This window comes from Rhodococcus sp. ACPA1, assembly GCF_002300195.1.
GTDB classification, from domain to species: domain Bacteria; phylum Actinomycetota; class Actinomycetes; order Mycobacteriales; family Mycobacteriaceae; genus Rhodococcus_F; species Rhodococcus_F opacus.
The window spans coordinates 407442-429101 of sequence record NZ_NSDX01000006.1; the positions used below are offsets into that span (position 1 = coordinate 407442).

19 protein-coding genes and 2 pseudogenes are annotated in these 21660 nt (G+C 65.5%); 12 read left to right on the forward strand and 9 right to left on the reverse strand.

What is annotated here, in order from left to right:
- Nucleotides 1-94: 94 nt before the first annotated feature.
- From zwf to CJ177_RS31385, 8 genes and pseudogenes are all read left to right on the forward strand, one after another.
- The gene (zwf, locus tag CJ177_RS31350; protein WP_043943801.1) at nt 95-1675 is read left to right on the forward strand and encodes a glucose-6-phosphate dehydrogenase; all 1581 of its coding nucleotides are present in this window, start codon (nt 95-97) and stop codon (nt 1673-1675) included.
- Nucleotides 1676-1947: 272 nt separating this feature from the next.
- Nucleotides 1948-2946, forward strand: coding sequence for an AraC family transcriptional regulator (locus CJ177_RS31355; protein ID WP_005242434.1), 999 nt, complete (start codon nt 1948-1950; stop codon nt 2944-2946).
- A 413-nt stretch (nt 2947-3359) separates the two neighbouring features.
- Nucleotides 3360-3623 carry a hypothetical protein gene (locus tag CJ177_RS31360; protein WP_143548724.1) on the forward strand — a complete coding sequence of 88 codons (264 nt, stop codon included), beginning with the start codon at nt 3360-3362 and terminating at the stop codon, nt 3621-3623.
- A gap of 364 nt (nt 3624-3987) precedes the next feature.
- Nucleotides 3988-4959, forward strand: a complete 972-nt coding sequence (locus CJ177_RS31365; protein WP_005242431.1) for a PDR/VanB family oxidoreductase — start codon at nt 3988-3990, stop codon at nt 4957-4959.
- 96 nt (nt 4960-5055) lie between these two features.
- Nucleotides 5056-6378, forward strand: coding sequence for a cytochrome P450 (locus CJ177_RS31370; RefSeq protein WP_061698707.1), 1323 nt, complete (start codon nt 5056-5058; stop codon nt 6376-6378).
- A 222-nt stretch (nt 6379-6600) separates the two neighbouring features.
- Nucleotides 6601-6893 (forward strand): annotated as a pseudogene (locus tag CJ177_RS31375) (4-hydroxyphenylacetate 3-hydroxylase N-terminal domain-containing protein); the annotation flags it as partial.
- Nucleotides 6844-7037, forward strand: a pseudogene (locus CJ177_RS31380) (catechol 1,2-dioxygenase); the annotation flags it as partial. The pseudogenes CJ177_RS31375 and CJ177_RS31380, both read left to right, overlap by 50 nt.
- A gap of 53 nt (nt 7038-7090) precedes the next feature.
- Nucleotides 7091-7396, forward strand: coding sequence for an EthD family reductase (locus tag CJ177_RS31385; RefSeq protein WP_061698704.1), 306 nt, complete (start codon nt 7091-7093; stop codon nt 7394-7396).
- Between the two features lie 158 nt (nt 7397-7554).
- On the opposite strand, the gene hxlA is transcribed toward CJ177_RS31385, so the two are convergent.
- Nucleotides 7555-8184, reverse strand: coding sequence for a 3-hexulose-6-phosphate synthase (hxlA, locus tag CJ177_RS31390; protein WP_005242427.1), 630 nt, complete (start codon nt 8182-8184; stop codon nt 7555-7557).
- A 36-nt stretch (nt 8185-8220) separates the two neighbouring features.
- The gene (hxlB, locus tag CJ177_RS31395; protein WP_061698703.1) at nt 8221-8802 is read right to left on the reverse strand and encodes a 6-phospho-3-hexuloisomerase; all 582 of its coding nucleotides are present in this window, start codon (nt 8800-8802) and stop codon (nt 8221-8223) included.
- A gap of 148 nt (nt 8803-8950) precedes the next feature.
- Here hxlB and CJ177_RS31400 point away from each other — a divergent pair, with 148 nt between their 5' ends.
- Nucleotides 8951-10243: a LuxR C-terminal-related transcriptional regulator gene (locus CJ177_RS31400; protein ID WP_095869376.1), complete on the forward strand. Its 1293-nt coding sequence runs from the start codon at nt 8951-8953 to the stop codon at nt 10241-10243.
- A gap of 59 nt (nt 10244-10302) precedes the next feature.
- On the opposite strand, the gene CJ177_RS31405 is transcribed toward CJ177_RS31400, so the two are convergent.
- On the reverse strand, nt 10303-10509 hold the full coding sequence (locus CJ177_RS31405) for a hypothetical protein (protein WP_005242421.1): 207 nt from the start codon (nt 10507-10509) through the stop codon (nt 10303-10305).
- Nucleotides 10506-10760, reverse strand: coding sequence for a hypothetical protein (locus CJ177_RS31410; protein WP_025432724.1), 255 nt, complete (start codon nt 10758-10760; stop codon nt 10506-10508). Before CJ177_RS31410 ends, CJ177_RS31405 begins: the two co-directional genes overlap by 4 nt.
- Nucleotides 10761-11092: 332 nt before the next feature.
- Here CJ177_RS31410 and CJ177_RS31415 point away from each other — a divergent pair, with 332 nt between their 5' ends.
- The gene (locus tag CJ177_RS31415; protein WP_025432723.1) at nt 11093-11281 is read left to right on the forward strand and encodes a ChaB family protein; all 189 of its coding nucleotides are present in this window, start codon (nt 11093-11095) and stop codon (nt 11279-11281) included.
- Between the two features lie 118 nt (nt 11282-11399).
- On the forward strand, nt 11400-11828 hold the full coding sequence (locus CJ177_RS31420; RefSeq protein ID WP_061698702.1) for a nitroreductase/quinone reductase family protein: 429 nt from the start codon (nt 11400-11402) through the stop codon (nt 11826-11828).
- A gap of 37 nt (nt 11829-11865) precedes the next feature.
- On the opposite strand, the gene CJ177_RS31425 is transcribed toward CJ177_RS31420, so the two are convergent.
- The 5 genes from CJ177_RS31425 to CJ177_RS31445 form a co-directional block, all read right to left on the reverse strand.
- Complete coding sequence (locus CJ177_RS31425) at nt 11866-12648, reverse strand: TetR/AcrR family transcriptional regulator (RefSeq protein WP_179443321.1); 783 nt, start codon at nt 12646-12648, stop codon at nt 11866-11868.
- A 38-nt stretch (nt 12649-12686) separates the two neighbouring features.
- Complete coding sequence (locus CJ177_RS31430) at nt 12687-14270, reverse strand: FAD-dependent monooxygenase (protein ID WP_095869378.1); 1584 nt, start codon at nt 14268-14270, stop codon at nt 12687-12689.
- Nucleotides 14271-14441: 171 nt separating this feature from the next.
- Nucleotides 14442-16139 carry a (2,3-dihydroxybenzoyl)adenylate synthase gene (locus CJ177_RS31435; RefSeq protein ID WP_061045821.1) on the reverse strand — a complete coding sequence of 566 codons (1698 nt, stop codon included), beginning with the start codon at nt 16137-16139 and terminating at the stop codon, nt 14442-14444.
- Between the two features lie 43 nt (nt 16140-16182).
- On the reverse strand, nt 16183-18507 hold the full coding sequence (locus CJ177_RS31440) for a hydantoinase B/oxoprolinase family protein (RefSeq protein ID WP_095869379.1): 2325 nt from the start codon (nt 18505-18507) through the stop codon (nt 16183-16185).
- 11 nt (nt 18508-18518) lie between these two features.
- The gene (locus tag CJ177_RS31445; protein WP_095869380.1) at nt 18519-20621 is read right to left on the reverse strand and encodes a hydantoinase/oxoprolinase family protein; all 2103 of its coding nucleotides are present in this window, start codon (nt 20619-20621) and stop codon (nt 18519-18521) included.
- A gap of 257 nt (nt 20622-20878) precedes the next feature.
- Here CJ177_RS31445 and CJ177_RS31450 point away from each other — a divergent pair, with 257 nt between their 5' ends.
- Nucleotides 20879-21637 (forward strand): maleate cis-trans isomerase, encoded by a 759-nt coding sequence (locus tag CJ177_RS31450; RefSeq protein ID WP_025432721.1) that lies wholly within the window; start codon nt 20879-20881, stop codon nt 21635-21637.
- Nucleotides 21638-21660: the final 23 nt, after the last annotated feature.

Here is a 21660-nt window from a genome sequence, read left to right on the forward strand (position 1 = left end):
CCTCACCTGACCGGTCGGACAGCCGTCACTGGCCGCTCGGCCAAGTGCGTTACGTCGCCGGGCCTTCGACACTGGTATTCGACGCATTGTCCGAATGCGCGTGTGGTGGAGCGAAAGACGGAGTGCAACAGAAGTGACCGTGTCTGAAGTGCAGGAGAGGGACCCGCTGGCAGCGGGCTCGGACGGCCGGCTCGGTGAGGCGTTGATCGGCGATGCCGGTCAGGTCACCGACCCGGCATCGATGGTGATCTTCGGAATCACCGGTGATCTCGCCCGCAAGAAGTTGGTCCCGGCCATCTACGACCTCGCGCACGGTGGCCAGCTGCCACCGGACTTCGATCTCGTCGGCTTCGCTCGCGACAGCACACACGCCGAAACCCGGCTTCGCGAGGCAGTGATCGCGCACGCGCGCACACCATTCGACCCGGTGGTGTGGGCGGGGCTGAGCGAGCGTATCCACCTCGTGGAGGGGTCGTTCGACGACACGGCCGCGTTCGCCGGACTCGCCGCCCGGCTGGCCGAGCTCGACGTCCGCCGCGGCAAGCCCGGTAACTACTTGTTCTACCTGTCAGTGCCGCCGTCCTCCTTCGCGGCGGTCTGCGACCAGCTCGCGATTTGCGGTCTGAACCGGAATGCGCACGGATGGCGTCGGGTGGTGGTGGAGAAACCGTTCGGGCACGATCTCGCCAGCTCGCAGACCCTCGGTGTCGCGCTGGAAAGAGTGTTTCCGCCGGCCTCGATCTACCGCATCGACCACTACCTGGGGAAGGAGACGGTGCAGAACATCCTCGCGCTGCGGTTCGCGAACGGAATGTTCGAGCCACTGTGGAACAACCGGCACATCGACCACGTGCAGATCACCATGGCCGAGAGTGTTGGACTGACCGGGCGCGCCGGGTACTACGACGGCGTCGGCGCCGCCCGCGATGTCATCCAGAATCACCTGCTGCAACTGTTGGCGTTGATCGCGATGGAAGAACCCGTCGCGTTCGACGCCGACAGCATCGCGGCCGAGAAGCTCAAGGTCCTCTCTGCCACCGAACTTCTCGGACCGCTCGCTGAGACATCGGCCCGCGGCCGATACGGTGCGGGCGTGGAGAACGGTCTTCCGGTACCGGGATTGGCTGACGAGGCAGGGTTCCCCGCAGACTCGGCGACCGAGACCTTCGCTGCCCTGACGGTCGGCATCGCGACCCGCCGATGGGCCGGCGTGCCGTTCTTCATCCGTACCGGCAAACGTCTCGCACGGCGGACCGCCGAGATCGCGGTGACGTTCACACCCCCCGCCCACGGGTCACCCGCCGCGAGGGCCGCGGCGGTCTCGAACGTGCTCGTGTTCCGGGTCCAGCCCGACGACGGCATCGAGTTGCACATCGGCGCCAAACGTCCGGGCGGCGGCATGCACATTCAGCCGGTCAGCCTGGGGATGGACTTCCGGTCGGTGTTCGACCCGGCACCGGAGGCCTACGAGCGGCTGATCTGTGACGTGCTGCGCGGCGACGCCACCCTCTTTCCTCGCCGTGAGGAGGTCGAATGGTCCTGGCGGATCATCGATCCGCTCCTCGAGCACTGGGCCGCCGTCGGTCGCCCGGACATCTATCCGTCCGGCGCGTCCGGCCCGGAATCTGCGGAACGGATCCTCAGCCGGACCGGCCGGGAGTGGCGGTCGCTCTGACCCGCGGTGCCGCCGGTCAGTGTCGTACGCCGATCTGCGGCGCCAGGATGCGGGCTGCAGTTGCCGCCGACGCCTACGACCGTCGACAACGAGGACGAGCTCCGGCGGAGCAGGGAACAAGGAGATCATTGACATAAAATAGTGATGCAGACCATACTCCTCGGGCGCTATTCGGTCAGGTGTGCGCATGTCGAACCGTGGGGTGGGAGGAGGCTCTTGGTTCGTGTGATCGTCGGGAGACCCTTGCCGACCATGGAAAGGCGATCGGAAGAATGACCGCGTCGTACGGCTCTCGTGGCAGTGGTCGGCCATCCGTGCCGATCCTCCTGCACTGCGGAGACGTCGAGGAGGCGACCGCAGGTGTGGGCCAGGTGTTCCATCCTCACGAGCTCACCCGGGTTGCGCCGGTGTCCCGGTTCGAAGCAGACCTGAAAGCGATAGCCACCGGTCCGTTGGTTGCGGGCCAAATCCGCTACAACAGCAACAGCGACCTCTTCTGCCCCTCCATCGAGGGCTATCACGTGAACATCCCGTTGTCGGGTCGACTTCTGTCGGAGTCGAACGGTGAGCAGACCATTGTCGAAGAGAACAGTGCGGTGGTCTATCAGACCGGCTCCAATGCTCGGATCCTGACTCCGCCGAACAGTCGGCTGAACATGTTCGCGATGAAGCTCGACCGTGTGGCCGTGCACACTGCGCTGCAGGATCTGCTGGGTCGGCCGGTCACCGAGCCGGTCCGGATCCATGGTGGACTCGATTTGACCGGTGTCGATGGAGGTGCGTGGCGCACACTTGTTCTGAACACATATCAGAGCCAGATCATCGGGTCGATGTTGGTGAACCCGATGCTGGCCGAGCCGTTGGCGTACTCGATCGTCGTGGGGCTGCTTTCCCTGACCGAACATCAGTACGCGGATGATCTGGCGACGCCGGCCGCGCTGACCGCACCGGCCACGATTCGTCATGCCGTCGAGTTCATCAGCGCACACGCGGCGTTGCCTCTGACGCCGGCCGATATTGCCCGCGAGGTCGGGTTGAGTGTGCGCGCACTCCAGCGCGGATTCCGCGAATTCATGGATGCCACTCCGATGGAGTATCTCCGCGGCGTCCGAATGAAAAAGGCGCATGAGGATCTGGTCAATGCGCAACATGACGCCGAGACGGTCGCCGGCATCGCGGGACGGTGGGGGTTCTACCACTACGGGCGATTCTCGCGCGACTACCGGCAAATGTATGGGGTCAGTCCTTCGCAGACCTTGCGGTACGGCTGACGCGCCGCACCCCGGTTCGCGTCCGGCGCCACGACGATGGCGATGGGAGGGATCGGCAATGGGCGCTGGATGGATAGTGTCGTGCGCTCTCGGGATAGATAGGCCCGGTCGGGGTGCCTAGATTCGTCAGTAAGGGCAGTGGGAGACCGGCCCGACCAGGCCGCCGAACGGCGCTGACCGACCGATCACCTCCACGCCTCACCGCAACGACACGGCGAGAGATGATCGACATGGCGAGAACAACGACTGCATCCACCAGCACACGGACTCGTGTGGCCTTCGGTGAACACGAGCTCACCCCTTTCCGGGATCGCCCCGCTCTGACACTCGATGCTCGAGTGACCGTCGGAGCCCAAAGTGCCAGGATCGTTGCCTCCCATGACCCGGCCACGGGTGCGGAGCAGGTGGTATTGATGCTCGGAGACACCGTCGGCGCGCAGGACGTCCCAGTGCACGTCGTCGACGAAGAAGTGCTGCTCATCGAGGGCAGCCGTTACATCCACACCCCTCAGCTGTTGATCGGCGATTCCACACTCGCGGTCACGGGCAACCCTGCGGCGCGGCAGTGGGAGGTCGGCCGCCAGCTCCGCGAAGGCGGACCGATCCGCGCGTTGCTCGCGCTGTCCGGTGCTCAATCAGTCGAAGTCGACTGGCTCCCGGCTGCGGCCGCCGCGTGAGCTGACGCCTCTCACGAAGACAGGCAAAATTGGTCACCGCCAGGCGTCGTGCGGGGCGGCTCCGCTGGCGATCTGAACGCAGATCCATATCCCACCACGATGTCCGCCGGCCTTCGAAGACCGGCGGACATCGTGGTGCCGGCCCGCGTCGATCTGCATGCCGCGGCGCCGCCGTCGACTCCGGCGCATCGCTGTCGCTGCGTGGACAGTTCGCGACGCCGAGGGGATAGATATGACACGCGCAACTTCGTAACTTCGTAAGTGAGGCCGAACACAACTTCTATCGGTAGTGACCGACTCCGTCCCTGACCTGAAAGTCGCTCTGTCAGAGTATTTTCCCGCTTCCCAAGCCATGGAGGCTCATATGCCCACCGTCGCATCCGATTCGACGCCGGTTCTGCACCTGATCGTGGATGAGGTTCGCCGCGAATGTGACAACGTGCTCACGTTGAGTGTGATCGACAGCAATGGAGATGACCTTCCCGAATGGGAGGCAGGCGCGCACATCGACATTCACCTACCCGGCGGCATGGTCAGACAGTATTCGCTGCACAGCGACCCTGGTGATCGATCTCGTTACGAGGTAGCGATTCTGCGCGATCCGAACAGCCGCGGTGGATCGCAATATATCCACGACGAGATCACGAAGGGCGCAACGCTCACCACATCGCATCCGCGGAACAACTTTCCACTCGAATCCGGCGAAGAGTATCTGTTCATCGCCGGCGGAATCGGGATCACGCCGATACTTCCGATGATGGGGGCTGCCGCTTCACAGCAACGCCCACATCGGCTGATCTACGCCGGCCGGTCCCGCACGAACATGGCCTTCGCCGATCAGCTCGGCGATCGGGACAATGTTCAGTTGTGCGTGTCCGGCGAAGGCGCCCGCATGAACGTCGACGACCTTCTCGGAGCGCACCTCGGTCCCGGCGTGCACATCTACAGCTGCGGACCGCAACGACTCCTCGACGCGGTCACAGCCCGCTGCGCCGAGCTCGGCATGTCGAAACAGTTACACGTCGAACACTTCTCCGGAACCGCCGTCGAACTCGACCCGGACGCCGAAGTGGCCTTCGAAGTCGAACTCACGAGGTCGGCCAAGACGCTGACCGTCGCACCCGACCAGACCATCCTCGACGCCGTCCTCGCCTGTGGCATCAAGGCGTCGAACAGTTGCGCCGAAGGCGTCTGCGGTTCCTGCGAGACCACGGTCCTCGAGGGCGAAGTCGACCATCGCGATCAGATCCTCGACGAGGACGAGCAGGCCGAGAACGACGTAATGATGATTTGCTGCTCACGCGCCCTCTCCGGGCGGCTCGTCCTCGACCTCTGACGTGCACACGACCCCATACATTCCCTGGTTCGTCCATTCCCTGGTTCGTCGCAGCCCGGCGTGCCACCGCACCCGTCCACTCATAGGAGAATCGACATGACTGAAACCACCTCCGCGCCGCAGGGTTCGGCGACGTCACCGGGCAAGTGCCCGGTGAGCCAGTTCGCGGCGGAGTTCAATCCGTTCGACGAGGAATACCTGCAGGACCCTTATGCCGTATTCACCCGCGCCCGCAACGAGGAACCGGTTTTCTACAGTCCCGAGATCGGGTACTGGGTGGTGAGCCGGTATGACGATGTCGTCGCCATCTTCAGGGACACCGAGTCGTACAGTGCCACCGCCGCCGGTGAGCTGATCAAACCGCCCTGCCCGGCCGCGATGGAGAAACTCGCGGCCGTCGACTTCGTGCCCTCGACGATGCTCGTCGACGAGGACGCGCCGCTGCACACCAAGCGGCGCCGCGTGCTGCGCAAGGGTGTCACCGACGACAGGGTTGCCGAGATCGAGCCGATAACCCGCCGCTTCGTCGGCGACTGCCTCGACGCGATGATCAAGACGGGCAATGCTGACATGGTCGCAGACATGACGTTCCAGGTGCCTGCCCTTACGGCGTTCGTGTTGATGGGAGTACCGGAGGCAGAGGTCGAGCGCGCCCGCGGGTACGCGTCCCGCTTCGCGTTGTGGATCTGGGGTCGCCCGACCGATGAGCAGCAGGTGGAGTTGGCGGGCGAGTTCGCCGCCTACCTCGAGTACGCCCGCGAACACGTCGAGCGGTTGATCGAGAATCCCGGCGACGACTACATGAGCAATGCGATCAAGGCATGGCAGAAGGCCGGCAACGACGACGTGTGGGACAAAACGTACCTTGCCTCGATCATGCAGAGCCACCTCTACGCCTCGCACGAGACCACGACGAACGCAACCGCGAACGGTTTCAAGGTGTTGCTCGAGAACCGTGATCAGTGGGAGTTACTCTGCAACGATTCCTCGCTCATCCCGAACGCCGTCGAGGAGATCCTGCGCTACGCGTCCTCGGTGCCGGCCTGGCGGCGAGTGACCACCCGCCCGGTGACGATCGGTGGCTTCGACATCGCCGCCGGTGAACGCATTCTCGTGCTCACCGGATCGGCCAACCACGACGACGCCGTGTTCGACGACGGCGACCGCTTCGACATCACCCGCGAGAACGCAGACGAGCATGTGGCGTTCGGATGGGGTATCCACCTCTGCCTGGGGCAGGCCCTGGCCCGAATGGAGATGCGCGTGATGCTCGAGGAGACCACCAAGCGGCTTCCGCACCTGATTCTGGTGGAGGGCCAGGAGTGGACGTACTCGCCGAACACGTCCTTCCGCGGACCCGAGCGCGTACTGGTCCAGTGGGATCCCGCTCAGAACCCGGTGCCCGAGGATCGACCGTGACCGAGCAGCGTGTGTCCTTAGAACCCCCGGTCGTGCGGAAGTTCAGCGATCGCGAATTACGTAGCGCCTTCGGAAGGTTCGTCAGTGGCGTCACCGTGTGACCTGTCCGAGGGACGATGGCACCGCGCACGGCGCCGGAAACACCCTGCGTACCCCCTTCTACCTGTATCCCCCTGCCGCGCACTGCCGCCGCAGCGACCAGGCTCTCGAAAGGACCACCGCATGACCACCACCGAAGCTGTCCCCGATAGCGACGTCGACCGCACGAAGGTCAATGCCGCCTCGGACTGTGATGCGACCCGGACCGCGAATTTCACCACCCGTCCGATGACCGGTGACGAGTACATCGAGTCGCTGCGCGATGATCGGGAGATCTGGTTTCAACGGGACCGGGTGAAGGATTCACCACGCATCCGGCGTTCCGGAACTTGATCCGGATGACCGCCCGCCTCTACGACGCGATTCGGCGCACCGGAACTCCCCGCCCGGTGCACCCTGCCGATGCGGGAGGAGGACCGGGCGTCCCCTCGCTCGTGCTCCGGGGCCGGGTCACCGGCCTCGGCGGGGCGATCATCGAGTTGTGGCACGCCGACGACGATGGCTACTACTCGCAGTTCGCCCCGCACCTGCCGCAATGGAACCTGCGCGGGACGATCGTCCGGCACCCGTGGCGTCCTGCGCACCTGCACCTGCTAGTCGAGAAAAGGAACACATGCACACCCTGATGGTCCTCTACGGCCGACCTGCCGACCCCGACGCCTTCCGCACGTATTACCAGGGCACCCACCTGCCGATTGCGCGCAAACTCCCGGGCGTCCGCGCGATCCGCCACACCGTAGACGTTGCGGCAGCCGAGGGAGCCACACCGTTTGTCGCGATCTTCGAGGCGGATTTCGACTCCGCAGAGGAGATGTTCGCGGCTCTCGCGTCACCTGAGGGTGCGGCAGCTCAGGCCGATGTACCCCACTTCGCCACCGGGGGAGTACAGATCCTCCACTTCGAACCGACCGCCACGTAACCGTTCAGCCACCACCACTTACGGGGTTCTCCGCCATCTGTTGCCGGCGGAGAACCCCTCTCGGCTGTCTGCACTGAGACGGAATCTGACCCGGGGTGCGAAAGAGTGAAGACCCTGAACCGGTTGTGTTCAGAGCCTTCACCGTCAGCGATCGCGTGCTACTTGGTCAGTGCTTCCTTGAGGGCCTTCGCAGCTGCGGCGGGGTCCTCGGCGCTGTAGATGGCGCCGCCGGCGACGGCGACGTCGGCACCGGCGTCACGGACGGCGGCGATGGTGTCGACCTTCACGCCGCCGGCGACGGAGAACGGGACACCGGCGATCTTGCCGTCGTCGAGGAGGGTCTGGATGGAGTACCCGGGCTGGGCCTGCTCGTCGAGGCCGGCGTGGATCTCGACGAACGCGACACCGAGCTTGGAGATCTCGCGGGCCCGCTCGACACGGTTCTCGACGCCGATCAGATCGGCGACGACCTTCTTGCCGTGCTTCTGACCTGCCTCGACGGCACCCTTGATGGTGGCATCACCGGCAGCGCCGAGGACGGTAACCAGGTCTGCGCCGGCGGAGAAGGCCAGGTCGGCCTCGAGGAAGCCGGCGTCGGCGGTCTTGAGGTCGGCGAAGACCTCCTTGTCCGGGTGCGCCGCCTTGATCGCGCTGATTGCGCTGAGGCCGGCGCTCTTGATCAGCGGGGTCCCGAGTTCGATGATGTCGACGTACGGGGCGACCTTGTTGGTCAGGGCCAGCGCGTCGGCGGTGGTGAGAAGGTCGACTGCAACCTGCAGCTTCGTCATGTGTTTCTCCTGGTTATCTTGTGATGGGATTCGTGGTCAGCCGATGTTGGCGTGGCGTTCCCACAGCCGCTCGGCGGTCTGGTCTTCATTGCTCCACAACGCCTGGAACAGTGCGTCGAATGCGAGGAGCACGGATTGTTCGAACAGGCTGCCCGCGTACTGGCGGGTGATGGCTGCGCTGTGGTCCTGCTTGTCGGCCGCCGGCAGGACCAGGACCTCGTCGGCGCGCCGGGCGAGTGGCGAGTCCATGGAAGTAGTGACTGCCAGGACCGAGGCACCCACCTTCTTCGCGGTATCGGCCGCGCCGACCACCGAGGCGGTGGTGCCCGACCCGGAGACGGCGATCAGCAGATCGCCGCCGCCGATGGCAGGGGCGGTGACCTCCCCGGCCACATGGACACGCAGGCCGAGGTGCATCAGTCGCATCGCCGCCATCTGGACGGCCAGGCCGCTGCGCCCGTTGCCGATCACGAACACTGCCCGCGCAGTCGTGATGAGCAAGCCGGCGCGGTCCCACTGTTCTGCGGCAACGGAATTGAGTAGGCGCTCGTTCTCGTCGAGCACGATGCGGCGCCCGTCACTGAACCGTGTGCGTGTCTGCTCGACGGTGACGGTCATGGTCCTCCTCGGTGGTAGCGGTTCGGGTCTGATCCCAAGGCTGCCGACCCCGGTGCGCTGGGGCACCCGGCCGGTCGGCGGGTTCGGGCTGGCCGCTTGGCCAGTGCCTTCTCGCGGCGACCAGTCATACGGTTGACGGGTGGTAAGCGTGGAGGACTCGGTTCGGTTGCAGGTCGATGCCTGGGTGGAGATGCGGAAGGTGATTACGGGACCGCTCCCGGACATCGCGGCCCGCTTCTCCCGGTTCCTGGGCCCATTGTGGTCGCACGATGCCTTGGTGATCTTCACCCGTGAATGCACCGGGCGCCCGCGCAAAGTTGCAGGTAACCGCGAGATCGTCGACCGGGTGACCATCGACGAACTCGACGAGATCAAACAATCCATCGAACCCGGTGGTGTCTTCGCCGGAATCCGTTCGCTGGGAGGTGGACGCCGCCGAGTCTGGGCGGTCCGCGACTCCGGCGACACCTTGCTCGTCCTGGTTCCGCGGCCATCTCGGACGGGCGCACCCGACCCCGATGGGGTCGCGGCGATGTTCGGGATCCTCGCGACCTCCATCCAGCACCAGGTGGCACAGGCCAGCCCCGACTATCTCGCCGAGTCACGGGCGGCGTCGAGTGAACGCGCCCGCACCATCGCCGAACTGACGGAGGTGCACGAGGCGACCCTGTCGTCGATCCTCGGAACTCTGCGCTCGAACGACCTCGACGATCGGCGGTCGCGCATCACGGCGAGCGAGACGGCATCGGCCGCACTGATTGCGCTGCGGTCGGCGGGTGCCGCCGATCGGGCCCTGTCCGAGGAGGCGGTCACCACGGCATTCGCCAGGTTGCAGGGCGAATTGCGACCTCTCTTGCGGCATCGGGAGGTCGACGTCGACTATGTCGACCCGCCGGCCGACGGCCGTCCGCTCCCTGGTGAGGTGGCGCATGCGGCGCGCGCGATGGTCCGCGCCATCGTGCTGGCATTCGGCGCACAACCGATGCTGCCCCGGCTGCGGATCGCGTGGGACTGCGACGGTGACAACGTCCTGATCGAGGTCCGTGACCAGGGGCCCGGAACCATCGACCGCAATGCACTGACTCGCCAACTGTCCGGACGCCTGCACACGTTGCGCGGCCGGATCGACATCGAGTCCATCGCCGGCTGGGGGAGCCGGGTGACGCTGACCATCCCCTTGGACCCGCCCGCCGCCCGTCCCGACGAGCATCTTCTGTCCACCCTGAACCCCCGCGAGCTCGAAGTCCTCGCTCACCTCGCGGTGGGCAAACGCAATCGTGCCATCGCCGAGGAACTCGGGATCAGCCAGAGCACCATCAAATTCCACGTCGCGAGCGTCTTGAAGAAACTCGACGTCGCCAACCGTGGGGAGGCCGGAGCAATCGGAATACGAGCGGGAATTGCACCTGGCGATGCGTATTCCGCGCCCGGCACCAGCTAGAGAGCCGAACTGTGATCCCGGTGGGGGCTTCGGCCACGAACTGGGCCAGCAGACGGTTGTCACATGCTGTCGAAGATGCGTTGTTCGGGGATGCCGGCGTTCTGCGCTGCGGTGACGGCGTCGAGGAGGTCGTCGGTGAGCTGCTCGAAGGTGGCCGATCGGACCAGTTCGGGGGGTCGGTCGCTCGGGTGGGTGGTCAGGAAGCTGTGCAGCATGGCGCAGGTGTCGCGTACGTGCTCGAGCGCCCGGCGTTGGTCGTTGTTCATCGACGGTCCGGCGGACGGCCGACGTTCGGCATCGGCGTTTTGTGCGGCGCCCTGGGTGAGCGGGCGTGGTCGACCGCCCTCAGCAGGTCGTGCGTGAGTCGCTTGTAGGTGGTGAGCCATCGGTGGTCGACGGGTTCGTCGCGCAGATACGCCGTCAGGGCGGTGGTGTTGTCGCCGGTATCCAACCATCGGCGTAGGTCGGTGGTGCGATCCTGGACGTGCTGTAACAATGTGTGTGTCGAAACGGGCATCGAGTCTCCTCCGGTGCGGACTTCCCTTCGGCGAGAATGAATTTGGCGTTGCTGTGTGTTTTCCGAGGTCATTGTTACCCATACCGGTGCCCGGTGCCAGGTGTTTCCCCGGTCTACACCGTTGGAAGGCCACCGTGGAGGCACGCTTCGATGCGTGTGGGTGCCGGGTTCCCTGCGCAGACCCCGCCCGGGGGCGCGCAGGTGCCGGCAGTGCCGAGCCCGGGCCGCCCGTGGCCGGAATCGGAAAACCCGGTCAACCCGGTACCGTCGCGGGGGTCCCGGGCGGACAATCGAGGAGTACATCACGGCCACGACCGAGAAGGAGTGGAGCGGTGAACCGAACCGAGCTCCCACAGACACTGCGGCGATCGTCGAAGGAGGTGCAGGCGGCCTTCGCGACGGCCCATGAGATGGCCGTTCGGCGGTACGGCGAGGGCGAGGAGGCCCAGCGAGCGGCGTACGGGGAGCTCAAACAGAGTTACGAGCTCGTCACCGACCACTGGGTGCCCAAGCAGGGCTGATTCTGTCGGTGCCGCACTGGTCGCCATCTCGGTCAGCACGGGAACGAGTGCGACACGAGTCGGCAACGTCGACCGGAAATGCCGCCTGTTCCCGCGCCGGGCTAGGACAATTCCGAGGATGAGCACTCCCGACGACTGGAACGCGAACATCATTGCCGAATTCCGGGCAAACCAGGGCCGAGTGGGTGGCCCATTCGAGGGCGCCCCGGTGGTGCTGGTTCACCACCGGGGCCGTAAGACTGGGCGCGATCGCGTGAGCCCGATGATGTATCTACCCGATGAGCAAGGTCCGGACACTATCTACGTCTTCGCTTCCAAGGCCGGTGCCCCGACCAATCCCGACTGGTACTACAACCTCGTCACCGCAGGTACGGCAGAGGTCGAACGGGGCACCGAGCAGTTCCCGGTGACCGTCGTCGAGGTGACCGGTGACGAACGGGATCGGATCTTCGCCGAGCAGGCGCGCCGGTATCCCGGCTTTGCGGAGTACGCGCAGAAGACCGCGGGTATCCGGACGATCCCCGTGCTGGCGCTGCGACGCGCGTGACCTCCATCAGATCGGGGCACGTTGCTATCGAGCGCGGTCAGTCGGGGCGTGATTCGTCGAGCAGCCGTTCGAGGTAGTTCAGGTCCTGGCGGATCATGGCGATTGCTCGTGCGGGGCCTTCCGGGGTCGCCGACTGCGGATCCTGGTGGACCAAGGAGCGTACTGCCATGTCTGCGAGTTGAGTCGCGATCACTCGGTCGTCGTCTGCGTTGCCCGGCTGATGCCACCAGGCGATCCAGTTGAGCATGCCGATGACGGCCAGAGCTGCGGTTCGCGGATCGACCGGTCGCATCTCACCGGTGCGGATACCGTCTTCGACGACGTGAATGAATTCCTTGAGCACGTGTCGACGGCTCTGCTCGTAGTTACGTGAGATGTCTTCGGGTAGTTCGGCTTCCGATCGGACGATCAACTGGAATCGATCTGGGGCCTGCGCCTGATGCAGTGCGATGGCGGTGGACATCTCGCGGAGCTTTTCCGTCGGACCCAGATCGGTGCGCTCGTTGATGGTATGTAGCAATGCGGCCGGTGTCTCAGTGCTCTCGCTGACCAGGCGGGAGAGGAGCTCGTCTTTGTTGGCCACGTAGTGATAGAGGGCCGGCCGTGTCAGGCCGGTTGCGTCGGCGATGTCCTGCAGTGTGGTGCTCGCGAATCCTCGTTCGGCAAACAGTCGAGTGGCCTGCTCGATGATCTGCTTTTCCACCAGCTCACGGCGGGGGTTGCTGCGGATGCCCGCGCTCTCGGTCGCAGTCTGATCGGTGGTACGGGATTTGCCCCGGCCTCGGGGTCGGCGCTCGTTCGCGGCCTCCTCGCTTGTCATGTCCGAAGGATAACCGGCGCTGGTCACTGGTCGCGTACTCATGTCGAGACCCGCAACCCGGAAAGCGCCGGATCAGCGTCCGACGTCGCCGGATCACGGAAGAACGCGAGGTGCATCCGTACGCTGGCCAAACCTGCTGCGACATCTGCGCGGCAGGAAGTGGGGGCCTCGACGACGACGACTGCGTCCGTGTGGTGACCGAGACGTTCGGCGAAATCGAGCCTGCTGAGCAGCGATGAGCGGGTGGGTGGGCCGGTGAGCCAGAGAGTTCGCGCGGTCGGTGCAGTCTCGACGAGTGCGGTGGCCTCCGGGCCCCACGCGGAGTCGAAGTCGATGTCGAGCACTGTGGTGGTGGTGGCATCGCGCAGGTCCGGCGGTGCGATCCGGTGCTCGAATCGGCAGTCACCGTGGTCGAGTGGTTGCCCGATTGTCCAATCCGTGATGTCCGTGTCGGGGATCGCGTCGGCAGGCACGTCCGCGTAGCTCGCCAGGCCCTTCCGCACGAGCGCGGGCGCGGTGTCGTGGAATCGGTTGAGACTGACCTTTCCGGCGCGGGTCATGTAGGCGATGAGCAACTGTTCGACCGGAAGTGCCATCCGCTGCGGGAAGGACTCCCACCAGAGTTCGCTGCGATGCGCGATGCGCTGGAGGTATTCGACGGCGGGGCGGCGAGTTCGTTCGTATTGCGCGAGCGCTTCCTCGACGTTCGGGGAGGCGGTGAGTGCGTGATCGAGTGTGATGGCGTCCTCCATGGCGAGTTTGGTGCCCGAGCCGATGGAGTAGTGCGCTGTGTGTGCGGCGTCGCCGAGGAGTACGACGTTGCCGCTGTGCCAGTGCCCACACGTGATGGTGCGGAAGCGCATCCAGCGGGTGCGGTTACCGATCAGCGGGTGGTGTTGCAGAGTGTCGGCGAACGCTGCTTGCAGATAGTGCAGTGAGGTTTCGTCGCTGTCGAGCGGTGCTGTCTTCTCGGTGGATACGTCGAATCCTGCCCGCCGCCACGTGTCCTCGTCGGTTTCGATGAGGAAGGTGCTGCGGTGTGGCGCGTATGGGTAAGCGTGTGCGACGAAGGTGCCGTGCTCGGTGGTGGCCGGTGTGAATATTGCGCTCGGCAGAGCGAAATCGGTTCCGCACCAGAGGTACAGGCCGGTGCCGGTGTCGATATGTGGATCGAAGCGGTCTGCGAGTTGTGTGCGCGTTCCGCTGTTGATGCCGTCGGCCGCGATGATCAGGTCCGCGTCGAGGTCGGCGATGTCCCGGCGTTCACCGAAGTGCAGTCGGACGCCGGCCTGCCGGGCTTGCTGTTGCAGTACTTCGAGCAGGGATGTGCGCGCGATCGCGAGGAGGTCGCCGTTCTGTAGGCGGGCGATGTGCTCGCCGACCTGCATCGACATGTCGTGCGGGTGCGCAGCGGCAACGATGGCCTCCAGTGATGCCGAATCGGCCTCGCGAAGATTGCGCTGGGTGCGGGAGGCGAGTCCGACGCCGAATCCGAATGTCTTGTCCGGGGCGCTCTGTTCGTACACCGTCACCTCGGCGTCCGGATGGCTGAGTTTGAGCAGTCTTGCGGCATACAGGCCGCCGGGTCCACCTCCGAGAACTGCGACTCGCTCGAGATTCATGGCAAACTCCAGTCTGTGTGACGTTTAAGTCGATTATTCTACGTTCATGTAGAACAAGTCAATGTGATGCGTTCAGTAGATGTCATGTGGCGAGTGATCGTCTTCGGGGCACGCCCGTGTGGACGTGCCCCGAAGGTGTTGATCGTCAACAGAACCGGGTGACGGGTGGTTCTACACGACCGCGCCGCGTGCATCGGCCTCGGCGAGCAGTTTCGCGGCTATCTCGGCGCGCAAACGCTTCTTGTCGATCTTGTTCACATTGGTGTGCGGCAAGGACGGCACCCATTCGAGCCGTTCCGGCCACTTGAACTTCGCGACACCGAGCTGAGCCAGATGGTCTTGAATGGCTTTCATCGACAACGGTTCTCCGGTGGTGGCCACCAGATATGCGCAGGTTTTCTCCCCGAGTCGGGGGTCGGGCATGGCGACTACCGCCGCGTTGGCGATACGGGGGTGTTCGAGCAGGAGAAGTTCGAGTTCCTCAGCGTTGATCTTCTCCCCGCCCCGGTTGATGAGGTCCTTGATTCGGCCCTCGATCGACAGGTACCGCTTTCCGTCGATGACGGTGAATGCGGCGAGATCACCGGTGCGGTAGAAGCCGTCGGAGGTGAAGGCGTCCACGTTGTGTTCCGAGGCGTCGAAGTAGCCGGGGATCGTGTACGGGCCGCGGCAGCACAGTTCTCCGACGCCGCCGTCGGGGAGATCTATCTCGGTACCCGGCTCGAGGATGCGAATTTCGTCGTCGGACGCGATCGGGGTTCCCACGGTCGTCAGGCGAGCGTGGGTGGAGGAGTCGAGCGGGGTCACCGTCAACAGCCCTTCGGACATGCCGAACAGCTGACCTGCCCAGTGCCCGGCACCGTCGTCGACGCGGTCGAAAAGTTCGGGTGGAACCTTGGCGCCCGACAGCACGACGCGTCGGAGAGACGTGCGGGCCTTGTCGAAGTCGGGGGTCAGAACCGCCTGGTAGTGACCGTGTCCGATGAGGACTTCGGTCGCCGCCGTCCGTGCCATCAACTCGAACGCGGCGGGAGCGTCGGCGGTGGCCAGGACGAGGGACGCGCCGACGGAGTGCGCCGCGTGCAACCCACACGAGATTCCGGCGTTGTGGATGATCGGTATCAGGTGCGCCACGCGGCTGTGTTCGTCCCAGCCGAGCCGCTGTGCGTAGAGCAGGGCGTTGTTCCAGTATTCGGCGTGGATGCGCGGAATGACCTTGGGCACACCGGTGGTACCGCCGGACAGCTGGAACGCGACGACGTCGAGTGGGTCGATCTGCGCTTCGACCTGTTCGACCACGGCACGGGCTGCGGCGGGATCGGTTTCGGGACCGATGTCTTCCAGTCGGGTCACGCCCGGCTGATCCTTGCCCGCCTCGTCGCCGACGCTGATGATGTGCCGGATGCTGGGATGCCCGGCGGCGTGTTCGCGTGCGAACTCGACGAGATCGAATCCCGCGGTATGGGCCTCGACGATGTGCCCGACGGCGCCGACTTTCCGGCTGACGTGCCCGATCTCGTGCATGCGGTGCGCGGCCAAAGTCGCGACGGGGACCAGGCCTGCCTTGAGGCAGCCGTACCAGGCGAGGACGGTCTCCAGGCGATTGGTCAGCTGGAAGACGACCGGATCGAGCCGGTTGAACCCGAGCCGGACCAGTCCGGCCGCGATCTGGTCGGTCCGACGGTCCAGTTCGGCGAAGCTCATCGAACCCTCCGCACTGATCACCGCCGTTCGATCCGGGAACCGGGTGGCGATACGGTGCAGTCGCCGCCCGGTGGGATCGGCGCTCCACATCCCGCTTTCGCGGTAGTGCCTGGCCCGATCCGCTGGGAAGGTGACGAGGCGTCCGCCCCAATCCGAGAAGGTCACCGCAGTCCTCCTGCTTCCGGTGTCATCACGGGTTTCGTGGACATTATCGCTCCGCTACCGCAGGGAGGAGGCGGGCGATGTCGAGGGCGTGATCGGGGTGATCAGCGGGGACGATGCCGGAGTAGATGGCGGTCCAGCAGCCGGGGCAGCACAGCTGCCGGAATACGACGGGGACGTCGACGTACTCGCGCGGATCGGAGGTCACCTGTGGTCCGGCGGTCGAGGAGGGGCCTTCGAACCGGGCGAGGTCGAGGGTGGCGTTGTTCTTGTCGTCTCCGAGCAGGCGTCCGCACTGGGCGCAGGCGATCGCGCGGGTGTCTGCGATCGTGACCTCTGCCAAGTTGTCGTCGAGTCTGCGAGCTCCGGTCAGGTCGAGCACGGGGGCATCGGACGGAGTAGCCCCGGAGCGGTCTCGGCGCTCCGTGCGCATCTCGTCTCGCCGATCCGACGTCCGGATCTCATCGACGTCTCCATCGGAGAGGACGACGCCGTAGACGGTCTCGGCACCGTGTTCAGTGACCTTGCCTTCGCGGAAGTCGGCTGAAACGGCGGCCGGGTCGCGCAGCAACGGATCACCGTAGCCGCCGCCGCCCTGCCAATGCATGTACAGCACCTCACCGGGTGCCACGTAGCTCTCGGCGTAGCACGCTCCCAGCTCACGGCCGCCGCCGAGATCGGTCAGGGCGTCGGGGATGCGGCCGGCGGCGAACTGTTCGACGATGTCGGTGCCGCGGGCGAGGACCTCGACGCCGGTGTTACCCGGGTATCCGCCTGCGAGACCGTTGTTCTGGGCGACGGCCTTGCCCGCCGACGCCAGTACCAGGCCCATCGGCAGGCTGGTGCCGTAGGGGGTGATCGCGATGGAGGCACTGACACCGCCGCGCTGCCGTCCGGGTCCGCCGGAGTCGGGTTCCTCGCGGCGCCAGAGGGTGAGTAGCGGGTAGAGGAACTCGGTCATCTCGGTGTCCGGGATGCGGCCCATCGGGATGCAGAAGAGGCCGCCGGTGTCCATGCCGTCGGCGGTGGGGCGTGCCCCGTAGCCGCCCGCCATCGGCTCCATCATGATGTTGAGGAACGGCACCGACTGTTCGGGGCGTTCGTCGAGGCCGGCGATCACGGCGGTGTCCCACGTGCCGCAGCACGCGGCCTGCACGCTCTTGCCGAGATCGACCGACCGGTCGAGCATCTGCGACAGGCATTCGGCAATCAGGGTGCCGGTGAGCCAGGCGGGTCCGATGGGTCCGCGGCTGACCGCGGCGGGGAAGGTGGCGTTGTTGATCGTGCCCTCTTCGGATACCAGGTCGAAGCAGCGCATCAGTCCGCCCGCGGACCAGGGGATGTCCCCGGCGAGGATCGGAAGCAGGGCGAGCATGACACCGCCGCGCATGCCCGCGTAGGTGCAGTTGATGACGCCGGTCTGCGGGTCGGTGCCGGTGAAGTCGAACGTGAGGTGGTCGGCGGTCTTGGTCATGGCCACGGTGATCTTGTGGATTCCGCGGTCGCCGGTGTGTGACTGATCCTGGTAGCCGGTGGCCTTCCAGGTGCCGTCGGGCAGCGAGGTGAGCTTGCCGCGCAGACGTCCCTCGGCGTCGGCCATCATCCGCTTCATCACGGCCTTGACGGTGTCGGCACCATACTGCTCGATTACAGCGAGCAGTCGGTTGCGGCCCACGGTGTTGGCGCCGATCTTCGCGCGCAGATCGAGCCCGACCAGCATCGGCACCCGCGAGCGGCGCACCCAGGCGTCGGAAACGTCGCGTTGCAGTTCGTAGTCGCGGACCACCTTGATGGGGGGTGTCGGCAGCGACTCGGAGAACACGTCCTTTGCGGAGGGGTCGAACGAGCCGAGCCCGGATCCGCCGAGATCGGGTTCGTGACAGATGGCGCTGGTCCAGGCGAAGAGCTTGCCCTCGTGGAAGATTGGTTGGTAGACGATCACGTCGCTCTGGTGCAGTCCGCCGCCGACCCAGGGGTCGTTGCACAGGAACATGTCACCCTCGGTGATGCCCGGGTTGGTCGCGCGGTGCTGGAGGGTCCAGTAGATAGCGAGGTCGACGGCGCCGACGAGCATCGTGTTGTACAGGCCGACCTGCACTTCCTGGCCGATCTCGTCGCTGATCGCGAAGTCGAAGTCGTTGGCGTCGGTGACGATGGGGGAGCCGGACATGCGTTTGAGTGCTTCGCCCATTTCGTCGGTGACCGACCACAGCCGGTGCCGGATGACTTCGTAGGTCAGTGGGTCGAGGTTGTCGATGTGCTCCTGGGTGACGGTGTGGACTTCCAGCGTCGGGGGCAGCGATCGCGCGAGTGCGTCGGGGTCGATCGGTCGGCTCGAGAAGATTTCGGAGCCGGGGATTTGCATGGTCATCTTCGGTGCTCCTACTGGGCGACGATGGTGAGGTTGCCGAGGCGGTCGACGGTGCCGGTGGTGTCGTGGGGAACGACGACGGTGGTCGTCGGGACTTCGATGATGGCCGGGCCGTGCAGGACGTGTCCGGCGAGCAGTGTGCTGTAGTCGTAGACATCGGTGTCGACGTAGCCGATCCTGCCGTCCAGGAACACTTTTCGGGTTCCGATATGTGCTGGTGTGGGATCGGCGGAGTCCGCGGACTTGACCTCCGGCAGCGTCGGGGAGAACGGCAGGAGGCCGGTGGCCCGCACACGGTAGGTGATGGCCTGGATTCCGGCCTCACGGAAGCCGCTGTCCTTTCCGTAGAGTTCGGCGTACCGCCGCTCGAAGAGGTCCGACGCGGCATGGATACCGGTGGCGTCGAGACTGCCGGCAGGCACCGCTGTCGCTACCTCCGCGAGTTGCATGGTGTAGCGCATGTCGATCTCGCGTTCGATCTCCACCCCGGTGAAGGTCAACCCCTGCCGGTTGAGTTGCTCGAGAACCTGGGCCTCGAGTTGGGCGAAGTTGCGCTCGGCACGGGCAGGATCGAGCGGCATGGCGGCCGGGTCGGACAATTCAGCGGCGAGGACGATGTTGGACGACGCCAATCCGTAGGCGGAGAACGCCGAGGCCACCTGCCCGAGCGGGACGATGACTTCCTTGACGCCGACCTCTCGGGCGTAGGCGGCGCAGTGGGCTGGGCCGGCACCGCCGAAGGCGTAGAGCACGAAGTCGCGGGGGTCGTGTCCCGCCTCGACCACCGTCTTGCGTAGCAGGTCACCGGTCTGCGCGTTCTGCACGGCGTAGATGGCCGCGGCCGCGTCTTCGACCGACAGCCCGAGGGGTTCGGCGATCCTGGTGCGGATCGCGTCCCGTGCGAGGTCCTTGTCCAGCGGCTTACGGCCGCCGAGGAGCCCGTGTTCGGGCAGGATTCCGAGCACCAGATTCGCGTCGGCGTTGGTCGGTTCGGTGCCGCCCTGGCCGTAGCAGGCCGGGCCGGGGACGGCCTGGGCGCTGTGGGGGCCGATCTGCAGATTGCCGCCGGGATCGACCCAGGCGATGGCGCCGCCGCCGGATCCGATGGCGTGCACCTCGAGGGTGGGGACGTTGATCGGGTGATGGTTGATGATCGTGCTGGACGCCCGGACGGGTTCGCCGTCGACAACGAGGCCGACGAGGAAGGTGGTGCCGCCCACGTCGGTGGCAATGATGTTGCGGTGGCCGAGTTGCTTGCCGAGGGATACCGCGCCGACCACACCACCGGTCAGGACCGAACCGACGGTGCTGATGGCGTTCTTCGGTGCCTCGGCGGCCGCGACGGCGCCGCCGTTGCTCTGCATCACCAGCAGGGGTCCGGCGAGTTCGCGTTCCCGCAGCTTCGACTCCAGCGAACCGAGGTAGTCCCGCAGCCCCGGCCCGATCTGGGTGCTCATGATGGTTGTCGCGTTGCGGGCGAACTCGCGGATGCGTGGGCTCACCTCACTCGACAGGGACACGAACACCGTCGGGTCGATCTCGTGGACGAGTTCGCGAATGCGCTGTTCGTGCGCGGGGTTGCGGAACGACCACAGCAGGGAGACCGCGATCGCGGTGATGCCGTCGGCGAGAAGCGCGCGGATGGCTCGACGGGCGGATTCTTCGTCGAGTGCGACGACGACGTTGCCGTCCCGGTCGAGTCGTTCGGTTACTTCCAGGGCATGCTTCTTCGGTACCAGGCCATGAGATTTGCTCTGCCCCATGACGTTTTGCAACTGCTCCGGTGAGCCACCCAGGTATCGGCCCTCGACGTTCATGATGTAGATGGAGTCGCGGTGGCCCTTGGTGGTGAGGAAGCCGACCGGGGGCACGTTGCCCGTGACGAGCGCGTTGAGCGACGACGTGGTGCCGTGCGCGATGTGGTGGGTGTTGGCGAGCATTTCCTCGATGGGGCAGCCCAATTGCTCGGCTAGTGCCTCGAGGACATCGATCACGCCGCGGGAGTAGTCCGGCGGCGTCGAGGGGGCCTTCGCGGCGAGAACAGTGCCGGCATCGTCGTCCAATACCGCGTCGGTGAACGTGCCACCGACGTCCACTCCGATCACAAATGCCATTGCAGCTGCGCTCCTTCGTGCTGGGGGGAATTCAGGGGGCGGTGTGAGGTCATCCTCGAACACTCCTTACGTCTGTGTCGAGTATTCGACGTGAATGATGACATGTCAAGAGGCAACTGTGAGTGCAGTCACGTGCGTGAAGGGAATCGCGGTCAACCCATGCTCCGGCCACCCAGGTCTTGACGAATCGTCGTTGGCGTCGAATAATCGTCACAGACGTAAATCTACGTCCGACTCCACATCGGAAAGGCCACAACATGGGCATTCATCGCATCGGACTCGTCGTACCGAGTTCGAATGTGACGGTCGAGACGGAAATGCCGGCACTGCTCAACCGACATGCCGACGCGCGGTTCTCGTTTCACTCGAGCCGGATGCGGATGCAGTCCGTGTCCCCGGAACAGTTGCGGGCGATGAACGCCCAACGTGAGCGGTGCATCCTCGAACTCGGTGATGCCGGTGTCGACGTCATCCTCTACGCATGCCTGGTCGCCCTGATGTCGGTGGGGCCCGGAGAACATCAGCGGGTGGAGGGGCTGATCGCCGAGCAGCTGGCCACCGGCGGTTCGGAGGCGGCGATCCGCTCGAGCGCGGGTGCACTCGTCGAAGCCCTCCGCGCGGTCCATGCCGAACGGATCGTCCTGGTCACCCCCTACATGCGTCCCCTCGCCGAGCAGGTCGTCGCGTACATCGAGGCCGAAGGAATTCAGGTATCGGACTGGCGAGCCCTCGAGGTCGCCGACAACGCGGAGGTTGGCTGTATCCCCGGCGACCGGGTCATGGACGCTGCCCGATCGCTCGACCGCACCGGAGCCGACGCGCTGGTGATCTCCGCGTGCGTGCAAATGCCCTCACTCGACCTCGTCCAAGCGGCCGAAGACGAGTTCGGCCTGCCTGTTCTCTCGGCCGCCACCGCCGGCGTCTACAGCCTGCTGCGGGCCCTCGACCTTCCGGTCGACATCCCCGGAGCCGGTGGTCTCCTGCGTGCCGATGCTCCGGCCCCCGCCCTTCCGTAGCCCCGAACCCATTGGAGTTCACC